Annotated in this window: 23 protein-coding genes; 8 read left to right on the top strand and 15 right to left on the bottom strand. The window is 61.4% G+C overall.

Translation table 11 applies throughout. The annotated features are described in order from the left end of the window. Positions 1 to 50 precede the first annotated feature (50 nt). Positions 51 to 806: a hypothetical protein gene (locus tag JQK15_RS22440; RefSeq protein ID WP_214868099.1), complete on the bottom strand. Its 756-nt coding sequence runs from the start codon at positions 804 to 806 to the stop codon at positions 51 to 53. 116 nt (positions 807 to 922) lie between these two features. Beyond that, positions 923 to 1,186 carry a hypothetical protein gene (locus tag JQK15_RS22435; protein WP_214868097.1) on the bottom strand — a complete coding sequence of 88 codons (264 nt, stop codon included), beginning with the start codon at positions 1,184 to 1,186 and terminating at the stop codon, positions 923 to 925. 240 nt (positions 1,187 to 1,426) lie between these two features. Between JQK15_RS22435 and JQK15_RS22430 the strand changes: the two genes are divergently transcribed. The 4 genes from JQK15_RS22430 (at position 1,427) to JQK15_RS22415 (ending at position 7,033) form a co-directional block, all read left to right on the top strand. After that, entirely contained in the window at positions 1,427 to 3,394 is a 1,968-nt protein-coding gene (locus JQK15_RS22430; RefSeq protein ID WP_214868095.1) for an ATP-dependent nuclease, read from the top strand. Positions 3,395 to 3,399: 5 nt separating this feature from the next. After that, the gene (locus JQK15_RS22425) at positions 3,400 to 5,385 is read left to right on the top strand and encodes a UvrD-helicase domain-containing protein (RefSeq protein ID WP_214868093.1); all 1,986 of its coding nucleotides are present in this window, start codon (positions 3,400 to 3,402) and stop codon (positions 5,383 to 5,385) included. 446 nt (positions 5,386 to 5,831) lie between these two features. Then, positions 5,832 to 6,233, top strand: coding sequence for a hypothetical protein (locus JQK15_RS22420; RefSeq protein ID WP_214868091.1), 402 nt, complete (start codon positions 5,832 to 5,834; stop codon positions 6,231 to 6,233). 131 nt (positions 6,234 to 6,364) lie between these two features. Next, positions 6,365 to 7,033, top strand: a complete 669-nt coding sequence (locus JQK15_RS22415) for a hypothetical protein (protein ID WP_214868089.1) — start codon at positions 6,365 to 6,367, stop codon at positions 7,031 to 7,033. A 91-nt stretch (positions 7,034 to 7,124) separates the two neighbouring features. Here the strand turns inward: JQK15_RS22415 and JQK15_RS22410 are convergent, their stop codons facing one another. Further along, complete coding sequence (locus tag JQK15_RS22410; RefSeq protein WP_214868087.1) at positions 7,125 to 8,267, bottom strand: AlbA family DNA-binding domain-containing protein; 1,143 nt, start codon at positions 8,265 to 8,267, stop codon at positions 7,125 to 7,127. A 288-nt stretch (positions 8,268 to 8,555) separates the two neighbouring features. Between JQK15_RS22410 and JQK15_RS22405 the strand changes: the two genes are divergently transcribed. Both JQK15_RS22405 and JQK15_RS22400 read left to right on the top strand, forming a co-directional pair. Further along, positions 8,556 to 9,044, top strand: a complete 489-nt coding sequence (locus JQK15_RS22405; protein ID WP_214868085.1) for a hypothetical protein — start codon at positions 8,556 to 8,558, stop codon at positions 9,042 to 9,044. A 194-nt stretch (positions 9,045 to 9,238) separates the two neighbouring features. After that, the gene (locus tag JQK15_RS22400; RefSeq protein ID WP_214868083.1) at positions 9,239 to 9,856 is read left to right on the top strand and encodes a hypothetical protein; all 618 of its coding nucleotides are present in this window, start codon (positions 9,239 to 9,241) and stop codon (positions 9,854 to 9,856) included. Positions 9,857 to 9,858: 2 nt separating this feature from the next. Here JQK15_RS22400 and JQK15_RS22395 read toward each other — a convergent pair whose 3' ends face one another. From JQK15_RS22395 to JQK15_RS22375, 5 genes are read right to left on the bottom strand one after another with little or no spacing between them, the layout of a single operon-like run. Next, complete coding sequence (locus JQK15_RS22395; protein WP_214868076.1) at positions 9,859 to 11,781, bottom strand: caspase family protein; 1,923 nt, start codon at positions 11,779 to 11,781, stop codon at positions 9,859 to 9,861. Next, entirely contained in the window at positions 11,778 to 12,428 is a 651-nt protein-coding gene (locus tag JQK15_RS22390) for a hypothetical protein (RefSeq protein WP_214868074.1), read from the bottom strand. The genes JQK15_RS22395 and JQK15_RS22390 overlap by 4 nt, the downstream gene beginning before the upstream one ends. A 46-nt stretch (positions 12,429 to 12,474) precedes the next feature. Continuing rightward, positions 12,475 to 13,461 (bottom strand): putative endonuclease domain-containing protein, encoded by a 987-nt coding sequence (locus tag JQK15_RS22385; RefSeq protein WP_214868073.1) that lies wholly within the window; start codon positions 13,459 to 13,461, stop codon positions 12,475 to 12,477. Between the two features lie 49 nt (positions 13,462 to 13,510). Continuing rightward, a complete protein-coding gene (locus tag JQK15_RS22380; RefSeq protein WP_214868071.1) occupies positions 13,511 to 14,098 on the bottom strand; it encodes an RES family NAD+ phosphorylase in 588 nt (195 codons plus the stop codon). Next, positions 14,095 to 14,700, bottom strand: coding sequence for an antitoxin Xre/MbcA/ParS-like domain-containing protein (locus JQK15_RS22375; protein ID WP_214868069.1), 606 nt, complete (start codon positions 14,698 to 14,700; stop codon positions 14,095 to 14,097). The genes JQK15_RS22380 and JQK15_RS22375 overlap by 4 nt, the downstream gene beginning before the upstream one ends. A gap of 137 nt (positions 14,701 to 14,837) precedes the next feature. Between JQK15_RS22375 and JQK15_RS22370 the strand changes: the two genes are divergently transcribed. Then, the gene (locus JQK15_RS22370; protein ID WP_214868067.1) at positions 14,838 to 15,113 is read left to right on the top strand and encodes an HU family DNA-binding protein; all 276 of its coding nucleotides are present in this window, start codon (positions 14,838 to 14,840) and stop codon (positions 15,111 to 15,113) included. Positions 15,114 to 15,128: 15 nt separating this feature from the next. On the opposite strand, the gene JQK15_RS22365 is transcribed toward JQK15_RS22370, so the two are convergent. The 6 genes from JQK15_RS22365 to JQK15_RS22340 form a co-directional block, all read right to left on the bottom strand. Beyond that, entirely contained in the window at positions 15,129 to 16,262 is a 1,134-nt protein-coding gene (locus tag JQK15_RS22365; protein WP_214868065.1) for a relaxase/mobilization nuclease domain-containing protein, read from the bottom strand. Then, entirely contained in the window at positions 16,249 to 16,791 is a 543-nt protein-coding gene (locus tag JQK15_RS22360) for a mobilization protein (RefSeq protein ID WP_214868063.1), read from the bottom strand. The genes JQK15_RS22365 and JQK15_RS22360 overlap by 14 nt, the downstream gene beginning before the upstream one ends. Positions 16,792 to 17,034: 243 nt before the next feature. Next, positions 17,035 to 18,018: a ParB/RepB/Spo0J family partition protein gene (locus JQK15_RS22355; RefSeq protein WP_214868061.1), complete on the bottom strand. Its 984-nt coding sequence runs from the start codon at positions 18,016 to 18,018 to the stop codon at positions 17,035 to 17,037. Then, positions 18,015 to 18,821, bottom strand: coding sequence for a ParA family protein (locus JQK15_RS22350; protein WP_251007968.1), 807 nt, complete (start codon positions 18,819 to 18,821; stop codon positions 18,015 to 18,017). Before JQK15_RS22350 ends, JQK15_RS22355 begins: the two co-directional genes overlap by 4 nt. Then, positions 18,821 to 18,985 (bottom strand): hypothetical protein, encoded by a 165-nt coding sequence (locus JQK15_RS22345; protein WP_214868060.1) that lies wholly within the window; start codon positions 18,983 to 18,985, stop codon positions 18,821 to 18,823. The genes JQK15_RS22350 and JQK15_RS22345 overlap by 1 nt, the downstream gene beginning before the upstream one ends. A 3-nt stretch (positions 18,986 to 18,988) precedes the next feature. Then, positions 18,989 to 19,201 (bottom strand): hypothetical protein, encoded by a 213-nt coding sequence (locus JQK15_RS22340; protein WP_251007967.1) that lies wholly within the window; start codon positions 19,199 to 19,201, stop codon positions 18,989 to 18,991. Positions 19,202 to 19,291: 90 nt separating this feature from the next. Between JQK15_RS22340 and JQK15_RS27060 the strand changes: the two genes are divergently transcribed. Beyond that, positions 19,292 to 19,720: a DciA family protein gene (locus JQK15_RS27060; protein WP_251007966.1), complete on the top strand. Its 429-nt coding sequence runs from the start codon at positions 19,292 to 19,294 to the stop codon at positions 19,718 to 19,720. Positions 19,721 to 19,796: 76 nt separating this feature from the next. On the opposite strand, the gene JQK15_RS22330 is transcribed toward JQK15_RS27060, so the two are convergent. Then, entirely contained in the window at positions 19,797 to 20,642 is an 846-nt protein-coding gene (locus JQK15_RS22330) for a DUF932 domain-containing protein (protein ID WP_214868056.1), read from the bottom strand. Between the last annotated feature and the right edge of the window lie 107 nt (positions 20,643 to 20,749).

Genomic DNA, 20,749 nt, shown 5'->3' with positions numbered 1-20,749 from the left:
TGACCGATAATAAAAGTTATCGGACAGGGGATTGACGCGCTTGCACATGGTCATGTCGAGGAAAGTCTATCAGGATCGTCTGCTCCCATTACCCGCTTCATCATCGCCTGAAACTCGGAAAGGCCGTCGCCTTGACGGGCTAGCATCTGCTCCACATGCTTGATCCCACCCTCGTAATAGGGACCGAACACCTTCGACAGCGCGATCGATTTGGATTTGGCGGTCACATCCGCATAGAGCAGCTCGAACATCGTCGATGGCAGAGAGCCGTTCGGTTCCCCCGCACCCACTGATGCCCATTGACGCCGCGCATCGAGACAGCTGCCCTCCAGTCGATCCAAGATCGACCGCTCCTCCAGCTTTAAGCCCTCGCGGTCGGTTTCGCGGTCCGCTACTTCCGATCCTGCGGCATCAAGATACAGGTAAACCTGCCATACCGCTTGAATTGTATCGGGCACGATCGCGCCCTGAGGCTGCGGCAGCCTCAGATGCACTCGATCATCCAGAAATGCGGTCAACAGGTCGGATTGCCACTTAATGTCGGCCAGCATCAGCGGATCGCTGCGACCGAAATTGAACAGCTTGTGCAGCGCTTCCACGCGCAGATCGCCCCAGACTTCAACGACGCTCGCGGCCTCGCGGCGATGCGCAGGGTAGGAAAGCTTGCCTGCTTTGACCGCCCCCACATAATCTCTCACTGTTTCGGCAACAGCTACAGCAAGAGAGTAGGCTTCTAGCGATGGACTGACCAAAGCGATGGCTTGGTCATCTGAAATCAATGGACGCTTTCTCAGCCACTTCCACATAGCCACTCCTAACGATCGCAATTATCTAAGTGCTAAATGGTCTTCTGCTGCCTGGCGAGCCAGATCGTCAGTAATGCGCCCAACATTGCCGTTCGACTCGGACATCAGTGCGCCCATCAGCGGACCTTCTGCCTAAGACTGGGGTTGGGACAATCCTGGCGTTCCAGAACGATAGCTCTCGCCAGGAGACGGTGATCGCTGGCATCGAGGCGGGTGCCGTCCGCGAGGCCGCCGACCTCGTCATCACCCTGAGCGCCGCCGAGCAGCGGCGGCTCCTCGACAATATCGTCAGACCGTAGAATTTCTTCGGACATGCCGACCGCGATCCGCTGGCGACGCCGGAGGAGGACGACATCGATCCGGCCAGGGTGATCGGCCATGCGCTGACCGCGCTGACGATGATCAGCCCCGGCGAGCCCCTGCCCGATACGATCAAGCCCTATTTCGAGCGCCATGATCCGCTGGGCGAAGCGCAGTCCTGATCCGGCGAGACCTGAACAGGCCATGGAAAACCGTTCGTCGACCCAAGACTCTGGCCTTGGCGGTCGGTGCCGCTACAAGCCTATCTTCTTGATACGATAGAGCGAAAGCGAACGACGACGAGTCGCGGGGGCGAAAACATGTACATCTCGGAAATCCATGCGAGCGGCTTTCGGTGTTTCAGCGCAGCGCGACCTTTGAATATTCAGCTGTCATCGGGCCTCAACATCCTGGTCGGGCCCAATGACGCCGGCAAGAGCGCGATCATCGATGCGGCTCGCTATGTCCTGTGGACGCGCGGCGACGATTATATCCGCCCCGACCTGCATGATTTCCATGTGGCGGCCGATGGGACGCGCGATTGCGACTTCGTCGTGCGCTGCACCTTCGACGATCTCAGCCCCGACGAGGAAGCCCGCTTTCTCGAATGGTGCACAAATGAGAAGGGCAAGCTGCGACTGCATGTCTGCCTGCGCGGGTCGCGGCGCATTTCCCCTGGCGGCGGCAGCATCATCTCCAGCCAGCACCGCGCGGGCGCTGAGGGCGGAGGCCTGCCGCTCGACGGCGAGCTGCGCGAATATCTCAAGGCGACCTATCTCAAGCCGCTGCGCGACGCCGAACGCGAGATGCGGGCCGGCAGGCGCTCGCGGCTGTCGCGCATCCTTGGCGCGATGCCGGCGATGGGCGCGCAGAACAAGCCGGCGGCGTTTGGCGCGCCCGCCACACTGCACGACACTCTGACCGCCGCCGACATTGAGGTGCGGGCCAATCCGGCGGTCGGGGGCGTCGCCAGCAGCGTCAACAGCGATTTTCTCGACAAGCTGTCCTTTGTCGACGACCCGCTTGTCGCGACCCTCGATCTGGGCGCGGGCGGCTCGTTCGATCAAATTCTCGAGCGCTTCGAGCTCTACCTCAACGCCAAGGTCGGTGCCGAGCGGGTGCAGCGCGGCCTGGGCTACAACAATCTCCTGTTCATGGCCGCCGAGCTACTGCTGCTGCAGTCGCATCCCGATCAGGTGCCGTTTCTGCTAATCGAGGAGCCCGAGGCGCACCTCCATCCCCAGCACCAGACCCTGTTCATGGAAGTGCTCGCCGCGCGCGCCGCCAAAACGGACCTGGCCAAGGGCGAGACCCATCAGCAGGTCCAGGTCCTGCTCACCACCCACAGCCCGCAGCTGGCCGCAGGCGCCGACCTCGAGACCATGACGATTATCGTCGACCATCGCGCGTTTCCGCTCGGCGCCGCCCATACTCGGCTGGGCGTCGACGATTATGAGTTCCTGCGCCGGTTCCTCGACGCCACCAAGGCCAATTTGTTCTTCGCCCGCGCGCTGATCGTCGTCGAGGGCGATGGCGAACATCTCCTCCTGCCTGCGATCGCCGAGAAGCTCGGCCGGCCCTTGAGCGCCCACGGGGTTTCGATCGTCAATGTCGGCCATCGCGGCCTGTTCCGCTACAGCCGGATCCTGCAGCGCCTCGCCGGCGAGGCGATCCCGGTCCCGGTTGCGCTGATACCCGACCGCGACATCCCACCGCCCGAGGCCAAGGCGCTGGTCGGCGAGCGCAAGACCGAGAATGAGCTCAAGCCCGAGGAAATCGCCGCGCGGCTGAAGACGCTCACGCGCGACATCGGCGATCCGGTCGACGCCTTCATCGCCGACAGTTGGACGCTGGAGTTCGATCTCGCCCTCCAGCCCGAGCTCGCCCAGAGCGTCTACCGCGCGGTCCGCCTGGCCAAGACCAGCAGCCGCAAACCCGCTTTTCTCGCCAAACTCGTGGAGAGCGCCGACAAGACCTATGCAGGCTGGGTCGAGGCGGGCCTGTCGGCGACCGAGATCGCGGTGAAGATCTACCAGCCCGTCCACGACAAGGAGGCCTCCAAGGCCGAGGTCGCCGAGCAGCTCGCCGCGATCCTGCGCCAGCGCACCGACACGGCCGAGCAGATGCGCGAGCGGCTGCCGGCCTATCTGGTGCGCGCCATCGACTATGTGACCGGCGGCTATGTCGCGGGCGCGCCCGCTTTCCCGGCCAATCCGGCGGATGCGGAGGAAGAGAGCGACGAGGATGGCGAGGTCGGGGTTGCCGGCGAAGAGGCGGCGGGAGCCTGACGGCGATGTTCGAGATACTGCCGCTAACCCCGGAGCTGCTCGCCGCGCTCGGCGACGAGCTTGGCGGCTGCGATTTCACCGATCAAAACCAGGTGGACTTCCTAGCCAATGCCGCAGCTTGCGACGTGCAGGCCGCGCCTGGCAATGGCAAGACGACGCTGCTGGCGGCGAAGCTCGCCTTGCTCTCACGCAACTGGACGACCACGCGGCGCGGCGTCTGCGTGATCTCGCACACCAACGCCGCGCGCACTGAAGTGGAAGATCTTATCGCACGCCATCCGACGGCCGCGCGGCTGATGGCCTATCCGCATTTTACCGGCACGGTCACCGCCTTCATCAACCAGTATCTGGCCTTGCCCTATCTGCGCGGCCTTGGCTGGAACCTCCGCCAGGTTGATGACGATGCGTTCGAGGCCGAGGCGCTGCGCCGCTATCCGTCATTCTGGGCGCTGAAGAACCAGGCAAAGAAGGCCGGCGCCACGGTCGAGCGCTGGGTCGCCAGGCTGACCCTCGATCCGGCGTTCGATGCGGAGGGAAGCCAGCCCGACAGCATCGCCGTCCAGCGGCTGAAGGGCCAGCACGGCGCCGACACCGCTTGCGGACAGGCCTTGGCGAAGCTCAAGGCCTCGATGGCGAAGAGTGGTCTCTATCGCTATGCCGACATGACCGCGCTCGCCTGGCGGGCGCTCGCCGAAACCCCGGCGCTGGCCGCACGGCTGCGCGACCGCTTCCCGCTCGTGATCCTCGACGAGGCGCAGGACACGCACGGCGACCAGCTGCGGCTGCTGGAGCATATCTTCAAGCATGACGACGCGGCGTTCCAGCGCCTGGGCGACAGCAACCAGACGCTCTATGAGAACGATGCGGCCGCCCCGGTCTACTGGCAGCCGGGGCCGGGCTGCATTCCGCTCGACACCAGCAGGCGCTTCGGAGGCGAGATCGCCGCCTTCGCGAGCCAGCTGACCGTCCGCCAGGCCCAGACCATCGTCGGGGTGGGTGCAAGGCCGGGCCAGCGCGTGATGGTCCTGTTCGATGAGGCGACGATCGGCGGGGTGCTGGGCGCCTTCGCCGAGGAAGCCGAGGCGCTCTGGGGCGCCGATAGCGGCGCGCGCGATGTCTGGGCGGTCGCCTCGCGGCACAATCGCCCTAAGAAGAAGGGCGCATGGCTGCCCCGCAGCCTGGTCGATTATCATCCGGACTACCGCAGCGAGAGTGGCGCGCGGGCCAAGGCCAATCTCCTGTGCCGCCAGCTCCAGAAGGCCGCGCTCCACCATGCCGCCGGCCGCCAGCCCGCGGAGGTCGCCGAGATGCTGGCCGCGGCGATGGCGGGTCTCGCGCGCGCCCATGACATCAAGGCGGCCGATGATCGGCCGGTCACCACACAGAATATCTGGGCCGCGCTCGGGCATCGCGACCCGGCGACGCCGCGCGCGGTTCGCCGCCTGCTTCGCGACCAAGTGCTGGTCGGGACAGCCGCCTGGGACGAAGCCGCTTGGCTGGACCTCCTCGAAGCGCTCCTGCCGCACTTCGCTCCGCACCCCGAAGCAGCGGCGCAGAGCATCGCCGATTTCTGCGCGTTCGTCGCCGAGGAGAAGACCCAGGCCGCCGACCCGGAGCGCCGCTCGACCAAGCAGGTGCGGATCGGGGAGGTGACGCTTCGGCTGGGCTCGATCCATTCGGTCAAGGGCAAGAGCGTGGACGGCATTCTCGTCGTCGAGAGCGAAGTTTGGAAGGGCGTCGCGGGCAAGGACCAGTGCATCGATCTGAGCACCGTGCTGCCGCGCGCCTTCGGCGTCGCCCCTCAGCCATTGGAGGGGGTGGCGCTGACCGCCGCAACCAATGTCTTTGTCGGCGTCACCCGACCAAGGGAGCTATTGGCGCTGGCGGTCCGCAAGAGCCATGCGGGCGCTTTCCTCGCCGAGGCGCAGGCGCAGGGATGGAAGCTGGTTGATCTGGTCGATCGTGACCCCCAGCCTGGGGCGGGAGGCTAGAGGGCGCCGTCCAGCTTGCCGGTTTGCGTCGGGGGCGTGACTTTTCGATAGCGAAATCCGCGGGTGGTGTGCGTCTCGAACGCATAGCCTGCCCAATCGAGATCCTCGCTCAGGAAATCGTCCTCGGCCAGCAGATAGCGCGCGCTGCCGTGCAGGAACTGCGTCAGATATTGCCGGTTTACGACGCGGGTGATCTGTGGAGGAATAGGGTTGGGGCCTGTTCCCCCAACCTGATCAGACCGGAAGGGTGCGTCCGTTCCAGGCCTTCAACTGGAAATCAGCGCGATCAATGAGCAGACAACCTGGCGATAGGCGGCACCAAGCTCTTATCTATGGTCCCGTGAGGAAAAGGTGGCCTGCGCTGGTGGCAGTCGCTATCGCGTCGCGACTGCCGATTTAGCTTGGTTTTCTGCGAGGGCGGGTAGCCGGGGGGGAGATGTAAAGTTATGAAGAAGATGGATTGGAACGAGTTCGTCGATATGCACAAAACGGGTCATGGTGTCGGCATCCGCTCATTCCTGAAGTTGAAACCTTTTGATGCGAATGGAAAGAAACCTGCCCCAGTCCGCTCGGTCCTCCTGAAAACTGTGGCGGCAATAGCGACCGACGATTGGTCGGTTACGAGCTTGCCGTGCAAAGCCAAGAGCGGCACCAAGACGATCTCCGGAACTGCCTATCACTTCATTTTCAAGTCAGCGGGTGACCAGAGCGCAGCCATGCAGGCGATCGGCGCTCTAGCCCATCAGACGGCTACCACGCCCCAAAAACCGTTCGCCACATACAAGCATCTGGGCGACTTGATGCCTGCTGGCTACGAACAGATGGCGAAGGCACCTTCGAAGCCGTAGACGCCCTAAATATCTTGTCCTCGGAACGGCTTCCTCAACATGCTGTTCTCAAATTCAGCGCGCGCAATGACGCCGGCGTATGTCGCCTCTGATATTTAGCGCCCAAGTGATCAGCGAGATGAGGTACGGACATGATGGGTGGCGGATGGAATCTCCCAGTCGGTTGGTATGTAAGCCTCCATGGAGAGGCCAGTGACCTACAGACATGGCTAACCGCCCTTGCAGATTCCCGCGATGCAAAGGTCTTTGCAAGGCAGCATGACACATGGTTTTTAACAAGCGAACAGTTTGACGTCGCATCGACCGAGAATGACGTTCGCGAAGCAGCCTTTACTCTGCTGGACGAACTGAACGTGCGAATGGCGCTATCTCATGCGACGTTGCCCATCGCCCTCGTTACGGTCGATCGTATCGAGGACGATGGCGCCGGAACGAGGTACCGTGTCTCCACGATGAGCTCGCTTCCATCAGTGAGGCCGAACATCACTCAGGCCATGGGGAAGGACGATTTTGAAAATCTGCCAAAGGTCGAGAAAGTCCGGCGATTGCTGAGTCAACTGGTTAGGTCGAGGACCTGGGAAGATGTCTACCGGACGTTAGAGTTTGCGGAGCTCCTGGTCGGCGGCCAGCGGCTCTTGGATGGCTACGTCAGCGATAGTAAAATTTATTCGCGCCTACGTCAGATCGCGAACTCATATCGCCACGTTACGGTACCCAAAAACGCGCCTGCCATCCGGCTTGATGATGGGATGAGACACCTACGTACTATAGTCCGGGCCGCGTTATCTCATGCGGCATAATCATCGATCCACATCGGACATTCCGAAAACGGCCAATCCCGGTCATAAAACGCAGGCCATGATCTACGACACCTGACGCCAGTTCACCGCGCTATCTTTCAGCTCCAAGCGTCCGACCCTCCGGTCGATGGACACCAAACATAAGCCAGAATGCATTGGCGATCGGCATCAGCGCATCATTGTCTATCCGGTCGACAATCAATTGCCCGAGCAGGACGTTAGCGCGAAATGCCAGATTGGTAGGATAGCCGTCGCCCAATATCATTCGGAAGCCCTTTGCCCCGAAAACGCTGACCATTATCACCCAAGGCCCTTCAATTCCAAACTGGCGCATCTGCATTTGGGTCGAGTTGGTCATCGATTGCAGCCCCTGCTCAAATGTGGCGGGCCAGACAGTTCGCCACTCCTCGCCATTGTTCTGCCGGACACCACCAATGACAAATGCAGAGTCGGTTCGCCCAGTCCTGTGACTGAGTGCGTAGGATTTAACCCGGCCGGTCTCGCTGACCTGCGCATGCACCAGCACCCCTTCGATCGTGTCCATTGCTGAAAAGGCGCCGAGCCGAACCGGGACAACGGCATTTTCGCGTGTTACAGCCACCCGCCGCTCCTCCCGAAAAAGCCCTAGAGGTGCAACAGATACAACTGCCGTCGGCGCCTGCTCGATGGCAAACGGCATATCCAGTCCTTGCGCTCCTGCTACCGCCTCAGCGTGAAGCTGACGAAACTGCTGGGGTAATTGGACCGATTGCGTGAAGGCATGCCGCAGGTCATGAACATCCAGCTCATACTTGCCCCTGCTGTTCCGCCCAAAGAACCGCGCGCCTCCTTTGTACGTAACCCGGTGAGGCGCATTGAGGCTTCCTGGAATACGCAGCACTAACGCTCCACGACCATTTGCCAGCGGCACCCATTTGCTCCTGACTCCGATAAGTCGGGGCTCCACACCGGTTTGCAATTTCCCTTCGAGACGCAATATCGCCGCGTCCGGATCGTCGGTCTCGACACCCGTCAAGCGGGCTGCCAAGCCATTCTCCTCGTCCATCCCAAACACAATATTTCCGCCCTGGGCGTTCGCGAACGCCGTCACATCGGCCAGAAACTCCCGTGTCGCCTCATCGCCGCCGCCCGGCAGTTCACGCTTGAAATCCAGATCACGACTTTCGGAAACCTGATTTTCTATAAGACCCTGAAGGACCGTTTCATCAATCGTATCGATAGGCTGTTCGATCATTAGGTCGCAATCCTGCTTGTTTGGGCAACATCATATATGAACCAGCATCTTGCTGCCGGGGAGTGACGGCCGCTAATATTCACACCCACCCCACTAATCCCGCGACGTTAGCGCTACTCGCCCCCTGCCCTGCCCGCTCGAGCCAAGGTCACAGCCGTCGCGCCGACACTGGCGGACTCCCCATATCGGGAAACAGCTATTTTTATTCATCTCATTCACGTACAATTGACATAAGATTTTGAAAGTTTATTGTGCAACTCATACCTGAAGATGATGAAGGATAATGGGATGTCGACCCTCGTTACGACAGCCAAACAGGCAGTGCGGAATATTGCTCGATTTTCGCATGAACTGGACGCAAGCCCCGATCTGCAAAGTCGGCTATCATATGCCCGTGCGTGGTATGCGCATCGTGAAAACGATGTCTGGCACTTTGGTCCGTCAAAATTCTGTGGCTATCAGGGCATGACTGCGGCGGAATATGTCGATGACGATCCACGGGACGGCCGTCGGACGGAACGACAGCTCAGCCAGTGGTTCACGGAGATCTCGGAAGATGCTCCACTTTATGAAGAACTGGCGATCGGCCTGACCGCTATGCTCGCCAAACATGGCAAGGTGCCCAGCGCGAAAATGCGCATTAATGTCTCAACAGAATTCTACGAGATCTATAGCGCTACCGGCGAACCGGATGACCGCGCCATCACCGATCTTCTGATCGCCGTCGCCAGGCGGCTGCCAAAAATCGAGCGCGAACGAGTTCGTTCCGCGCTCTGAACATCACATCTGATACCATGAGAGCCGCTGAGAAGCCTGACTTTGCCGATGCCGTTCGTAAGGTCGAAAGGGCAAATTACCACATCGACGAATTCCGCCGGGCCGCGGCAGCACATTTTGCGAAGCACCCAACCTCTGTATCGATGGTTCCCGCAAAGAGGCTAGCGGCCCATGGCTTCCTTGTCGGAGATCGGATGGGTTTCCCGGACAAGGCCCTTGCGCTCTACGTCGGCGATGCGGTCCATAACCTGAGATGTGCTCTTGATTATCTCATCACCGCATGTGCCAAAGCAAATGGAGGCCGCGAAGACCGCACGGAATTTCCGATTGTGAAAGCGGGCGGCAAAAAGGCTGATCTCACTAAAGGCCTGTGGAAACTGAAGGACGCTGGTCCTCTTGCCACCGAGCTTGTGAAGCGTGCGCGTCCATACCCCCGAGGCAATCCGCATCTTGTAGCGGTCGGAGAACTGGATCGCTTTGACAAGCACCGTCTTATCCTTGCCGTTCAATCATCGGTCGACATCTCAGTTCGCACCGGGGGCTGGAATAATCTGCCGATGGATACGATCAGATCCGTGCGGCGCAACGGCCGTGGAAGCTTCATGCCGGTCAATCCCGGCTATGAGGAAGCGCTCGCCGTTGATATGGAATTCAGCGCGGAAATCCTGTTTGCCCCTGGGGGGCCATTGGCCGGCAAGCCGTGCCATGCATCGCTGCAAATGCTATCAGGAGCAGTCACGGACGTGATCGCGACCTTCGAGGAAGCCTTTGGGACAATAGGCTTTGCTCGATCACTGCCACGGGTCACGTAATCTTACAGTGAGGCCTGTAAATTCCTCGCCGCCTCCTCTCGATGGCCTGCTTCTATGATTGCCGGGGCGGGTAATAAGAACCATGGCGTACGGTCTGGAAAAAGCAGGCTTGCCAGCACGGCCGTCCATCGCGTGCCCTTGTGGTTCGGTGAAGGATGAAGCGGCCAAGCTGTCTCAATATCGCCTACACTCCACACATCATGCCCTATGTGGAAGACGGCATTGAGGCCGCCCGAAATCATTTCGTCACCAAAACTCCGAAAATCGTCGGCCAGATAGGCGTTCAAGGCAAGATGATCGAGTTGCGAAAGGGAAATATCCACCTCGTCCATCAGACCAAATAGCCTCGACGCGCGGATCAGGACTAAAACCAGCTCCGTAGGCTGGGCCACCATGTCGATTGAAAGCCGTGTCGCTGGCGGGGTTCTGGCCAGCAGAAAACCCAATATCTTGGACGGCTCGATATCGGCGCGGGCGACCCGTCCGCCGCACTGTACGCTGGATGAGAACAGGTGGCCTAAAATCCGCTCACCTTCCTCCAGCAAGCCTGCCCTTGCTGCGGCAGTCAACGCCGTAAGGGTATAAGGTGCCTGCGCGTCGGACATGGCGACAAGCGAAAGAGAATATGTCTCGAAAATGCGCGTGATCAGGCCGGCCAGCATCTTTTTAGCGCCCTGCGCGGGTCCACCACCATCCAATTGAACATGCGTGGCGAAACCGGCCCAACCGATCAGCTTCGCAATTCGGATCGGCAGATTGAACAGGTCGCCCATTCCCCCGGTCACAAGAGCAAAGCTATAGGTATCGATGGCCGCGGTCGCATCTTCCACCGCCATTCTGACGGCCTGGGCGATCTCTTCACATGCCTTGGCAAGATATATCTGGACGTCGCTATCGTCTGCGAATGGAAGGAGTGCCACGGCACAGGCCGCGCGGACCTCAACCTCTCTGAAATGGTCGCGGGACTCCCTTGCCTGTGCGGCACAGGCCTCGGTCACGCGTCTCGCAAGATCGGTCCGCATGCCGGGACTATCTCCCGCACCGCGCAAAAGAGGCGTCAGTGCATCGACAAAGCTGCGCGCATCCCATCGTTTCGAAATCGCGACATAGGGCTCCCACAGATGGCGGAGATTACGGCGAATGGCCGCGGCCGTGTTTCCATCAGGCCAGCCCGCCAGCACGCTACGGAGCGGCGCATTACCCGTTCCGGCGTGCGGGTTCTTGCAGAAACCCGCTGGGCCATAGAGATTGAGCCCCCAGACGACCGGCATCTGCTCGCCTGCCGCGCCGACACGGGCCGAAACTGCTCTGCCAATTTCCACAAGGTCCAGCGCAGGCATACTGTCCTGCAAGAGAATCTCACCGCTGATACAAGCCAGCAAGGCTGCAGTCCCCACACCATGGCCATTTTCTTCAATTGCCGCCTGATTGGAAGCGGCCGTGGCCAGCAAGGTGACGCCAGGTGTCCCGAGTTCTCCCATGACTTCGGATTTCAGGATGACATTGAGATCAGAAATCAGCCCGCCTGACTCGCATGCATCGATGACGATATAGGTCTGCTTCGGCGCCGCCTCCGCGATCATCCTGAACAGATCTGCCAACGATAATGCTGTCGCAGACAAGGCCCGCCCTCGGGTATCGCTCATCGCCATGTAAAAACTGCCGCCATTTACCGCCCCATGCCCCGCGAACGCGATGGTCAGGGTATCAAGAGACTCATTGGCGAACAGCATTTCGGTGAGCGTATCGCGCACCTGCTGAAGTGTCGGCGAACGCAGGAGCTTCGACCGGCCAGCGTCATAGTCACCGACTTCGGGGCGAATTAAGCTCGCAAATATGGCAGCAGCATCCGCTTCAGCTCCGCTCAGCGGATCAAGCTCGGCATAGGCATCGCATCCGATGGCGAGCAGCGCGCGCCCACTCACGCCGCACCGCGCTTGAATTTCGCGTTGCGCGCATTCTCGCGCGCGTAGGCTTCCTCCACCTTCTGCGCCTTCACCCGTTCGATCTCAGCCTCAAGTTCGGGAGGGACATTCTCCAGTTCCTTGGCAATACGCTCGGCCATTCCAGGCCCCACATGGAGATGGGGCATGCTGATGTTGCCGTCCCGATCGACCCCGATTTCGATCTTCCGGAAAAGTTCGAGCATGGAATCCGCGAATGAGGGCGATGCCTTGGCATCCACTACGTTGCCGACCTTCTCTGCTGCCGCGCTCACGACCCCATACATATTCAGGGCGAACTGCCGCTCCATCTCTTCACTCAAGGGCAGCATCGTTCGCCCAATCAGGCTGAGATCGTTTTCCGCTATATCCTTGAATGGGATCGACCATTCGGCTGATATCATATGCATCGCCGTGTCCGGCTCGGGTGCCCGGGCGGAATGGGTCCAGTTTCCGCCGTGATTCATACGGAAAATGTTGTTCTCATCGATGAACATCTGCCGCGACCGGTCCTGCAGACGTGCGAGGAGTTTGGTGACGGAAAGATCAAAGGCTTCTTCATGCCCAGGTTGCTCGAAGCACCTGAAGCGCGGATCTGATTGGGGGCTGGGATCAGATGTCTCGGTCATATCATGGCTCAAGATTATGGGTTGCGAAACTGTCAGATGGGACGGCTCAGGGCGTTGCGATTATATTGGCAACCAGCCCGGCAAAATCATATCCCTCGCGGACATAGATCATCCGCCAGCCCTGCTTCGCACATTTCCCAAGTTTACGGCGATCTCGTTCCTGCGTCCGGGCAAAAGCTTCCTCCCCGCCGAAAAAGGCCACGGGCTTGTCGTGCTGCGCGCCTTGAAACTCTATGGCGATACGCAGATCAGGAATCGCGACGTCGAGATGCTGGCGGCCAAGCCAGTCTGGCCGGTGATGCTGGATCACGTCGATCTCGGAGAAAGCCGCTTTCAATTCATAGTATAGCCGCGTTTCTGATACCCAGCCCTCTCCTACGCGAGGAAGATCACTCTCTTCCCGCCAAGTATTCTCGGCGTCGCGGATCAATTCCAGGCACGCTTTCTCGGCTGCTTTTGAGTAGCTGAAGTCCCAACCGCCAGGTGGGCGCGTGACAATGTAGCTCGCATGGCCATTGAAGAGGCTGTAGCCTGCCTTGTGTTCATGTGCATCGGCAGTCCATGCGCCTATGCTGGGAGACACACCATGTGTCGCGCGTTCGTCCAGCTGAATCTGGATATAGCGTTCGACCCCACTCAGATTTTCTTTCCCGAACTTCGTAACCTTTGGCCCGAACAGCGCCGTAATGTCTCGTGCGCTCGGCGGTCTTGCCAGGGACAATTTCAGATCAAGACTATTGCTCGCCCGCAGGCTCGCCCGTCCTCCAAGATCCGGAAGCGGCAGGAGGGCAAGGCCATTTTCAAGGTCGCCTGCGCCAACAGCCGCATCGCTTGCCCAGATCTGAAAATAGACGGCAACATCCACCGGCACTTCGTGGGCCAGTGCCGCGAGCTGGCTTGCAGCATCTGTCCATTTTACGCGGTCGGCATTCGCCGCGATCCGCGGCATATCCCAAAAATCGATCACTTCGCGTCGGCAGGGCAGGCCATCGATCAATTGCCTCGCCAGAGCAAAGGCCGCCTCCTTATCCATAATCCCCCTGCCCCATTCCCATCTTGCGCCCTGTCACAGCATCAGACCATCATCGGCCCCGGCCTCGCCTGACAATGACCCCAAGCCTGGTAAGCTCACCTGCGAGCGCACCGACACGGACCAGATCTACAGGCACAGTGCCGCTCAGCCCGGAAAAAGCCCGGTCGAATATCGCGACGCAGGGACTGTCTGTGAGGCGAGACGAAAAGATGATCCCGTCTGCTGCGGTTTGCTTGTGAAGGGCCTCCGCAAAGGCCTGCCCCGCCTGATGATTGCGACTGCCCTTCGTGTCCGTATCAATGCCCATCTCATAGGCAGCCGCCCCTGACATATCGACAAGCGAGAGCGGGGCGGATGCGGAGATTTCCGTTGCCGCGAGGCCTTCAAGATATGGGCGATACAGATAGCGCCGCTCTTTCCCCTCGAACCGATCACGGATCACGGCTTCGGCCAGGGCTGTAGGAAAGTCCTGGGCGGCATAGAGAATCCGAAAGGCAAGCGTCGGGCTTGAAAAGCGGCTCGACCCAAATCCGGCTTCCGCAGGGGTGGCCCGATGCCGCTCGGGAATGATGCGCGGCCAGCCTGTCAGTTCAACAGGAACAATACGCGCCTTGATGCGCCGGAGGTCGAGCTTCACTGATAGTCCAGCGCGCCTTCCGCCGCGCGCACGACATCGTCGATCTTACCCTGGCGCAGCCATTCGAGCGGCTGCGCATCGCCCGTGAAGCGATTGGACGTCACCAGCCATTCCCACGTCGCAGCATCGTCACCGAAGAAATGGCGAACGCGGTCAAGCCCGTCGAGCGGAGCCCGTCGGTCAAACTGCCTCACCGGATAGACATAGTTGCGCACGCCCTTGCGCAAGGCGAGAATCTTGTGCGCGCGGCGCCAGTTATCGAGAGAGGTCCGCGCAACACCCAGATGTGCCGCCATCTCCCCTGCCCCCAATGTCTCGGCATCTGACCACTGGCTGCCATCGTCATCGATTGTGATGGCATCAAGCCGGGCACGGCCCTGTCGCGCGCTGACAAGGTTGCCCAGACCCGTGCCCGGCATAGTGCGTACCTTACCAACATCGCTTGCCGCTTCGAGCACCTTGCGGGCCAGCCCTTCAGGGTCGGGACTGGAGCGCTGCAACATGTTCGCCAGCTGGAGCAGGGTTGACGCGCTCAACGCATCGAAGAAGGATGTAACCGCATCGCGGGCATCCTGCCTGGTCGTGATCTGTATCTGGGCCATCACCTTTCCTTTGTGCCCAATATAGCAAACTTGTCCAATTTGTCCATGCCTCACAACCAACATTGACCGCAGTAGCTTGGCGCAGCCCCTGCAATGCGCCTAAGACGGGCCGCGAAGCCCCAACGAAAGGAATTTTCATGAACAACAGCGACATCGCCGACAGGATCGCGGCCGCAACCGGATCGACCAAGGCGGACGCCAAGAAGATCGTCGACCTGGTATTCACCGCGATTGCAGAGGGCGCTGCCAAGGGCGAGGAAATCAGCCTCAATGGCTTTGGCAAGTTCAAGGTCAAGGACAGCCCTGCGCGTGAAGGCCGCAATCCCTCGACCGGCGCGACCATTCAGATCGCGGCTGCCAAAAAACTGACTTTCACGCCGGCAAAGGCCGTCAAGGATCTGCTCAACGGCTGATCCGGGCACCAGCCCTCAACGATCGCGATCCGGCCCCTTCTGAGGGGCCGGCGCACGCGATGGCGGCGATACCGCCGGCGACGCCCGGCCACGGCGATCCCCCTCCCCTTCATCCTTCACCACAGCCCGGTCGCGCCGCCCGATCTCGACCGCCATCGCCGCTGAGCGAGACAAAGGCATGGGCATATCCCCGACAAAGCTCCTGACGCTCTGGGCGAGTGCGCGATCGTCGGCCGAACCCGACCTTTCGAGCAACTGCGCCGCTTCCTCATAGGCACCGCGAATAGCGCGCTGACGGCGCAGCGCCTGATCGTCCTGCACTCGGTAGTCAGGCGTATCGGAACGGGCGAGGCGCACCGCATCGCTGCGTATGCGCCTATGGGTGCGAATGACCTCACCTCCCCTCGCTGATGGCCGCCGCTCCTCGCGCAGTGCAATCTGCCGGACAGCGGGCGCATCGGATTTGCGAACAAGGCCCCGTGCCCGACGGGGGGTTGCCTCGCATTCGACGCCGCGCGCGCGCAGCTCGTGGGCAAAGCTCTCGCGAAAGGCGTGCAGATCAGCCTTGCGGGGATTGAAGCGCGTTCCATTGAGCCCTTCGGCAGCAACGGTCACATGGACATGGGGATGATCGGTGTCGGTATGGAGCGCCATCGCATAGCTGAAGCATTCGCCCAGCTCGACGCGCGCGAACGCACGCGCCGCATCATGAACGGTGTCGGGATCGATGCCCGCAGGCATAGAGAGCACCATCGAAATCGACGTCGGCCGGGCGCGTCCCCTATTGGTGGCATCATCCAGCGCCTCCCAATCCGCAGCGAGCGCGCGCAGGCCCGCGACCGACGTGATCCGCTCGCCATCGCCGGTCTCGACATCCAGCTTTCCGTGCCGACCGATATATTCCAGATGCGCCGCGACATGGCCGCCGCCACGCTGCCTCCCGGAGATCTTCACCATGACCTCCGGCGCCTTGCGCACGATCCGCTCGAGCCGCGCGCGAACGGCATCTCCGCCCTGCTTGCTCCCTTGCCCCCTCCCCTGCCCCGCCGATAGGCGCAGCGAGGAGCCCTTGAGCACGCGCTTGCCGCCGGTGGGCGCGCGCCATGCCTCCAGCAGCGAGGGCAGAGCCAGTTCGTCACTCGCCGCCATCGCCATCTCCTCGCCAGTAGGACAGATCCCCCTTGAGCGCCTTACCCAGCGCCCGTGTCTGTTCGGCCACGTCCCCGCGCATGGCGGCGACCCGTGCCGCCTCCCGCGCAAGATCAAGCCGGCTGTCCTTCATCATCGCCGCGTGAAGGGCATGGACCGCCTGGTTGATGTTCAGGCCAACGCGCCTGATTTGCCGCCACGCATCCGCGATCGCCTGGCGCTCAGGCAGCGCTGCAGGCGCATCGACACGCAGCCGATGGCGCACGACCTCTGCCGCCCAGCCATTGCGCGTCAGACCGCGCTCCAGAGCCGCCGCCCCGATCAGGCGCATGTCCTCGTCATCGAGACGAATTTCGAGACGGTGCGGCCGCCTTGTTCGGGCTGGCACGTCCGTGCCGCCCTCCCCTGCCCCGCCTACCGCTTCGTCGATCAGCTTGCGCATCAGCGCGGCACGCCCGCCGGACTGCGCCGCAACTCTGTCGAAGCGGCGGGCTAGATCGTCGGAAAGGCGAACTCCGAAAACTGGCATTAAATAGACTTAATGTTTTCCGATGCCGGCTGCAAGCCTATCCCGCCATCACCTTAATCCGCTTCCCTTGCCTTCCATCCTCTTTGCACATGCAAAGAGCCGGCAGCTCCAGGCAGCCGACCAAAGAAAAGGCGCGCGCAAGGGATCGACCCTTGCGCGCGCCTACCGCAACAGCGGTGCTTTTCCATAAAGGCGGCTTTGCATGTGCAAAGTAAGAGGCCCTGCCACCCGGGCCTGGCTCACTCAGGCAGTGGCCGTCCCGAAACTCAATTCGTGAAGCGAGACAGTGACCGGCTCAGCGCCATCTTCAAACTGAACGGACACGGTAGCCGGCAGGATCAGCCGCCCAGCCCTTCCGCCCACGAGGACGTTCAGGACTGGAGCTTCGGGCGTCTTTGCGTCAGGAACCGATGGAGCCTTCCCCTTCGCTTTCCTGCCCTTGCCGGCACTCTCCGGAATGGCCGTTGGTGACGCGCCTGCATCTTTCGGAGATGCCACAGGCTCGGCAACGGGCGCAGCGGCGTCAGCCGATGCAGTACCGACTGGGGCCACTGGCGCCGCCTCACGCGCCTTGAGGTCGCGTACGAAAGCCGCGACTGCTGCGGTCGTAACCCCCTGCCCTTCGCGCCCGATGACAAACTGCTCGACATCGCTGCCAAATTTGCGGCTTGCGACATGAAGGTCATAGAGGGCGCGGCGCGGCCATTCATCGATCAATGCGCGCAAATGGTCGGCCATTTGCGGCAAGGTGACATATTGGGTGATGTCGGCGGGCTTGCAGGCCAGTTCCTCGGCAATCTCGGCTTTGCTGAGGCCCTGCGCCAGAAGCCGCTCAACCGCCACGATCATCTCGCTGGTGGTCAGGTCGTCGCGCTGCTCATTCTCGATGACCTGATCGACCAGATTGCCGCGCTCGTCACCCGTGTCCGACACGATCGCGCGGATGGTCGATTTTCCGGCAAGCCTCGATGCACGCCAGCGCCGTTCGCCAAAACGGATCACATATTTGCCATCGGCATTGGGCGAACGCACCGTGATGGGCTGGAGAAGCCCGCGCCGTTCGATCGACTTGGCGAGGCTCGCCAGTTTCTCAGGGTCGAATTCCTTGCGTGGCTGCTCAGGATCGCCGATCACATCATTGACCGGCAATTCCTGCACGCCGCTGTCGCCTGCCCGCGCGTGAAGGACGGTGCCCAGCGAAGCGGCCCGCTCCCTGAACTTGCTCATGGCAGTATCTCCTTGACCTGACGTCCTTCGACCCGATCGCGGATCATGGTGAGGACGTAGCGCATTTCACTTCCTGCCGCCATTGCGGCGCGTTTCTTGAGGGTCCAGACCGGCACGCCGCCCGCGACCGCATCTTCATAGCCATCGCGCTGGGCGATGACGCCATTGAAGATGATGCTCGGCCCCATGCTGCGCACGATCTCCGCGAAATTCTCCTTTTCGCGCGGACTATGGCTGTTGAAGCGGCTCGCGAGCAGGCCAAGGAAGTTGATCTTGCGCCCTCCTCTGCCCTTCTGTTCGGCGGCATGCACGGTCTTCAGAAGCTGTTCGACGCCATCGAGCGAATAATCCTTCATCTCGACGGGCGCGACCAGATGATCGCTGACGGTCAGGGCTGCGAAGTTGAGCGGCCCCCAGGTCGGCGGTGTATCGATCACGCAATAGTCGAACAGCGATGCGAAGGCACCGAACGCCTTCACCATCTGCTGCACGTCGTCCAGTTCGACGATATCCAGTCGCTCATCCGAAGTGAGCACGGTGATCCCGGCGGCGCCTGCCAGATTGAAGGTGGCTTCCGGGTCGAACAGGTCGGATGCCAGCCCCCCCCTGCCCTCGCCCGAAAGCGTGCGCGATCCATTGCCCTGCGCGTCGAGGTCGACGAACAGGACGCGCGCGCCCTCCTCGGCCAGGAACCACGTGAGATGGGTCGCAAGCATGGTCTTGCCGACCCCGCCCTTGCGATTGTTGATGACGATGGTTTGCATCGGCCGCGCAGTAGCAGCCGCCTTGTCCTTCTTGCTCATCAGTTCCGCCAGCTATCCCAAGTTCTGCGTTCATGGTCTTCGCGCCGGTGACGGCGGCGACGACCTTCCCCGTCCGGATTGCCAAAGACAATGGACAAGATGATGATCCCGATCATTCCAACCAGCAGCGCATGGTCGGGATGCGCCGAAAAATAGTCAGCCATTTTTCACCCTTCCCTTCCTTCGCTGGCCTGTCGCCCACGCCGGTCGCGCAAATCGGCCTCCGCAACATCAAGGCCATAGCTGTCCTTGAGCGCGGAGAGGATCAGGGCGCGAAAGGTCATACCGCCCTGATCGAGGGCGATGCGCGCGATTTCGTTCCGTAATGCCTTGCTGACACGGATCTGGACAATGGCGTCCCCTTCCGCGTCGGGCTGCATGTTTCCGCTCATCCTGCCCCGCCAACCGATGCGGCATCGCTGCCATGGAAGCCAGACCATATGCCACCAAAATAATGATTTCAATATTTCATGCTCTTTGCACATGCAAACAAATGCGAGGCGGGCGCGTCGCTCGACGCGCCCGCCCGCAAATGGCATGCTGGCTCGATGGACGGAAGCGACAGATTCGCGCGGCGCAGCGCCAAAAGCGGGGAAGCCACCTCGCTGGGCGATCTCCTGCGCGACGTGACGAAGCCTGCCATGCGCCAGATGGGCCATGGGCGCTCCGGCATCACCGAGCAATGGCCGCAGCTGGTCGGGCCAGTCCTTGCCAAGCACAGCACGCCGCTGGCGGTGCGCTATCCGCCGGGGCGGCGGGCGGGCGGCACGCTCGATATCATGGTGGATCGCGCCCATGCGGGAGCGCTGCGCGATGTCACAGGCCCGCTGCTGGAGCAGATCAACCAGCTTTTCGGCTATCCTGCGATAGCACAAATCAACATTCGTCCCCGGCTCTAGCCGGGGACGCGATTTTTCCCCTGCCTCTTTGCATGTGCAAAGAGGCAGGGTCGCATGACGGGGCAGGGCGGGGCGCTCAGCCACTTTTTAGGCGCTGCATCCCTTCGGCCAGCGTCCAGAGCGCGCGGTTGAGGGTGACATTCTGGTCGATGCCGTTGATGGCACGGCTCTGGCTACGGCGAATGCGTCCCTCGGCATTGCGCTTACGCCCTTGCAGGCCGCCGCGAATGACATTTTCCTGTATGGCATTGAAAGTCTGCCACAGGTTCTGGCCCACATCCTCACGGCGGCGCGGCGCGATGATCTGGTCCGGGGTGAGGGGGCTTTCATCCTCGCCATAGCGGGCGACTAGGCTGACCTCGCCCAGCAGTCGCTGCTCCTCGAAGGACAAGGGGGTATCCTTCATCACCTCGGCGGACTCAATCAGACGCGGAAAGTCCTCGGCAACGGTATAGACGCCCTCGATGATGTCGTGCTGGATATTGCCCTTGTGAGGGACGCGCACTTCCTCGAAACGGTCGCCCGCGATCATGGAATTGGTGCAGACGAAGCGCAGCATTCCGGCGAACATCTGATAGGCGCTGGTGCCGTCATGGCTGTTGACGATGATGACCTCGGCGGCCTCAGCCTTGCCGATCCCTTCATCCCGGCGCAGGCGCAGCATATGCTTGGCATGACCAAGGCGGCTGCCGTCACGCGGGACCGACTGAACCGCAAAGAAAGGCAGCCATCCCTCACGGCGCAACCCCTCCACAATGTCGATGGTCGGCACGTAGACATAGCGAGCGGACCTGCTGTCATGCGCCTCGCGCGCGAAGATCGACGGGACGTGGCGAAACAGGGCTTCATTATCGAGCGGTTCGCGCCCGCTGATCTGGTGGGCATTGCGGCCAAAGCGGGTTGCGAGACGGTGGTTGAACATGGGCTTTCTCCTTTCAAATCGCCGGAAGGGCGATGGCTCAGCGGCCATCGGCCCTGCCACGTGGCGAACAGCCGGAGGTGAGGGGGGCAGCGGGAATCTGCCGGGGT

The organism is Sphingobium sp. BHU LFT2 (genome assembly GCF_018604485.1).
Lineage (GTDB): Bacteria > Pseudomonadota > Alphaproteobacteria > Sphingomonadales > Sphingomonadaceae > Sphingobium > Sphingobium yanoikuyae_A.
The sequence above is the reverse complement of the archived record's forward strand: the minus strand, read 5'-3'. Positions and strand labels throughout refer to the sequence as shown.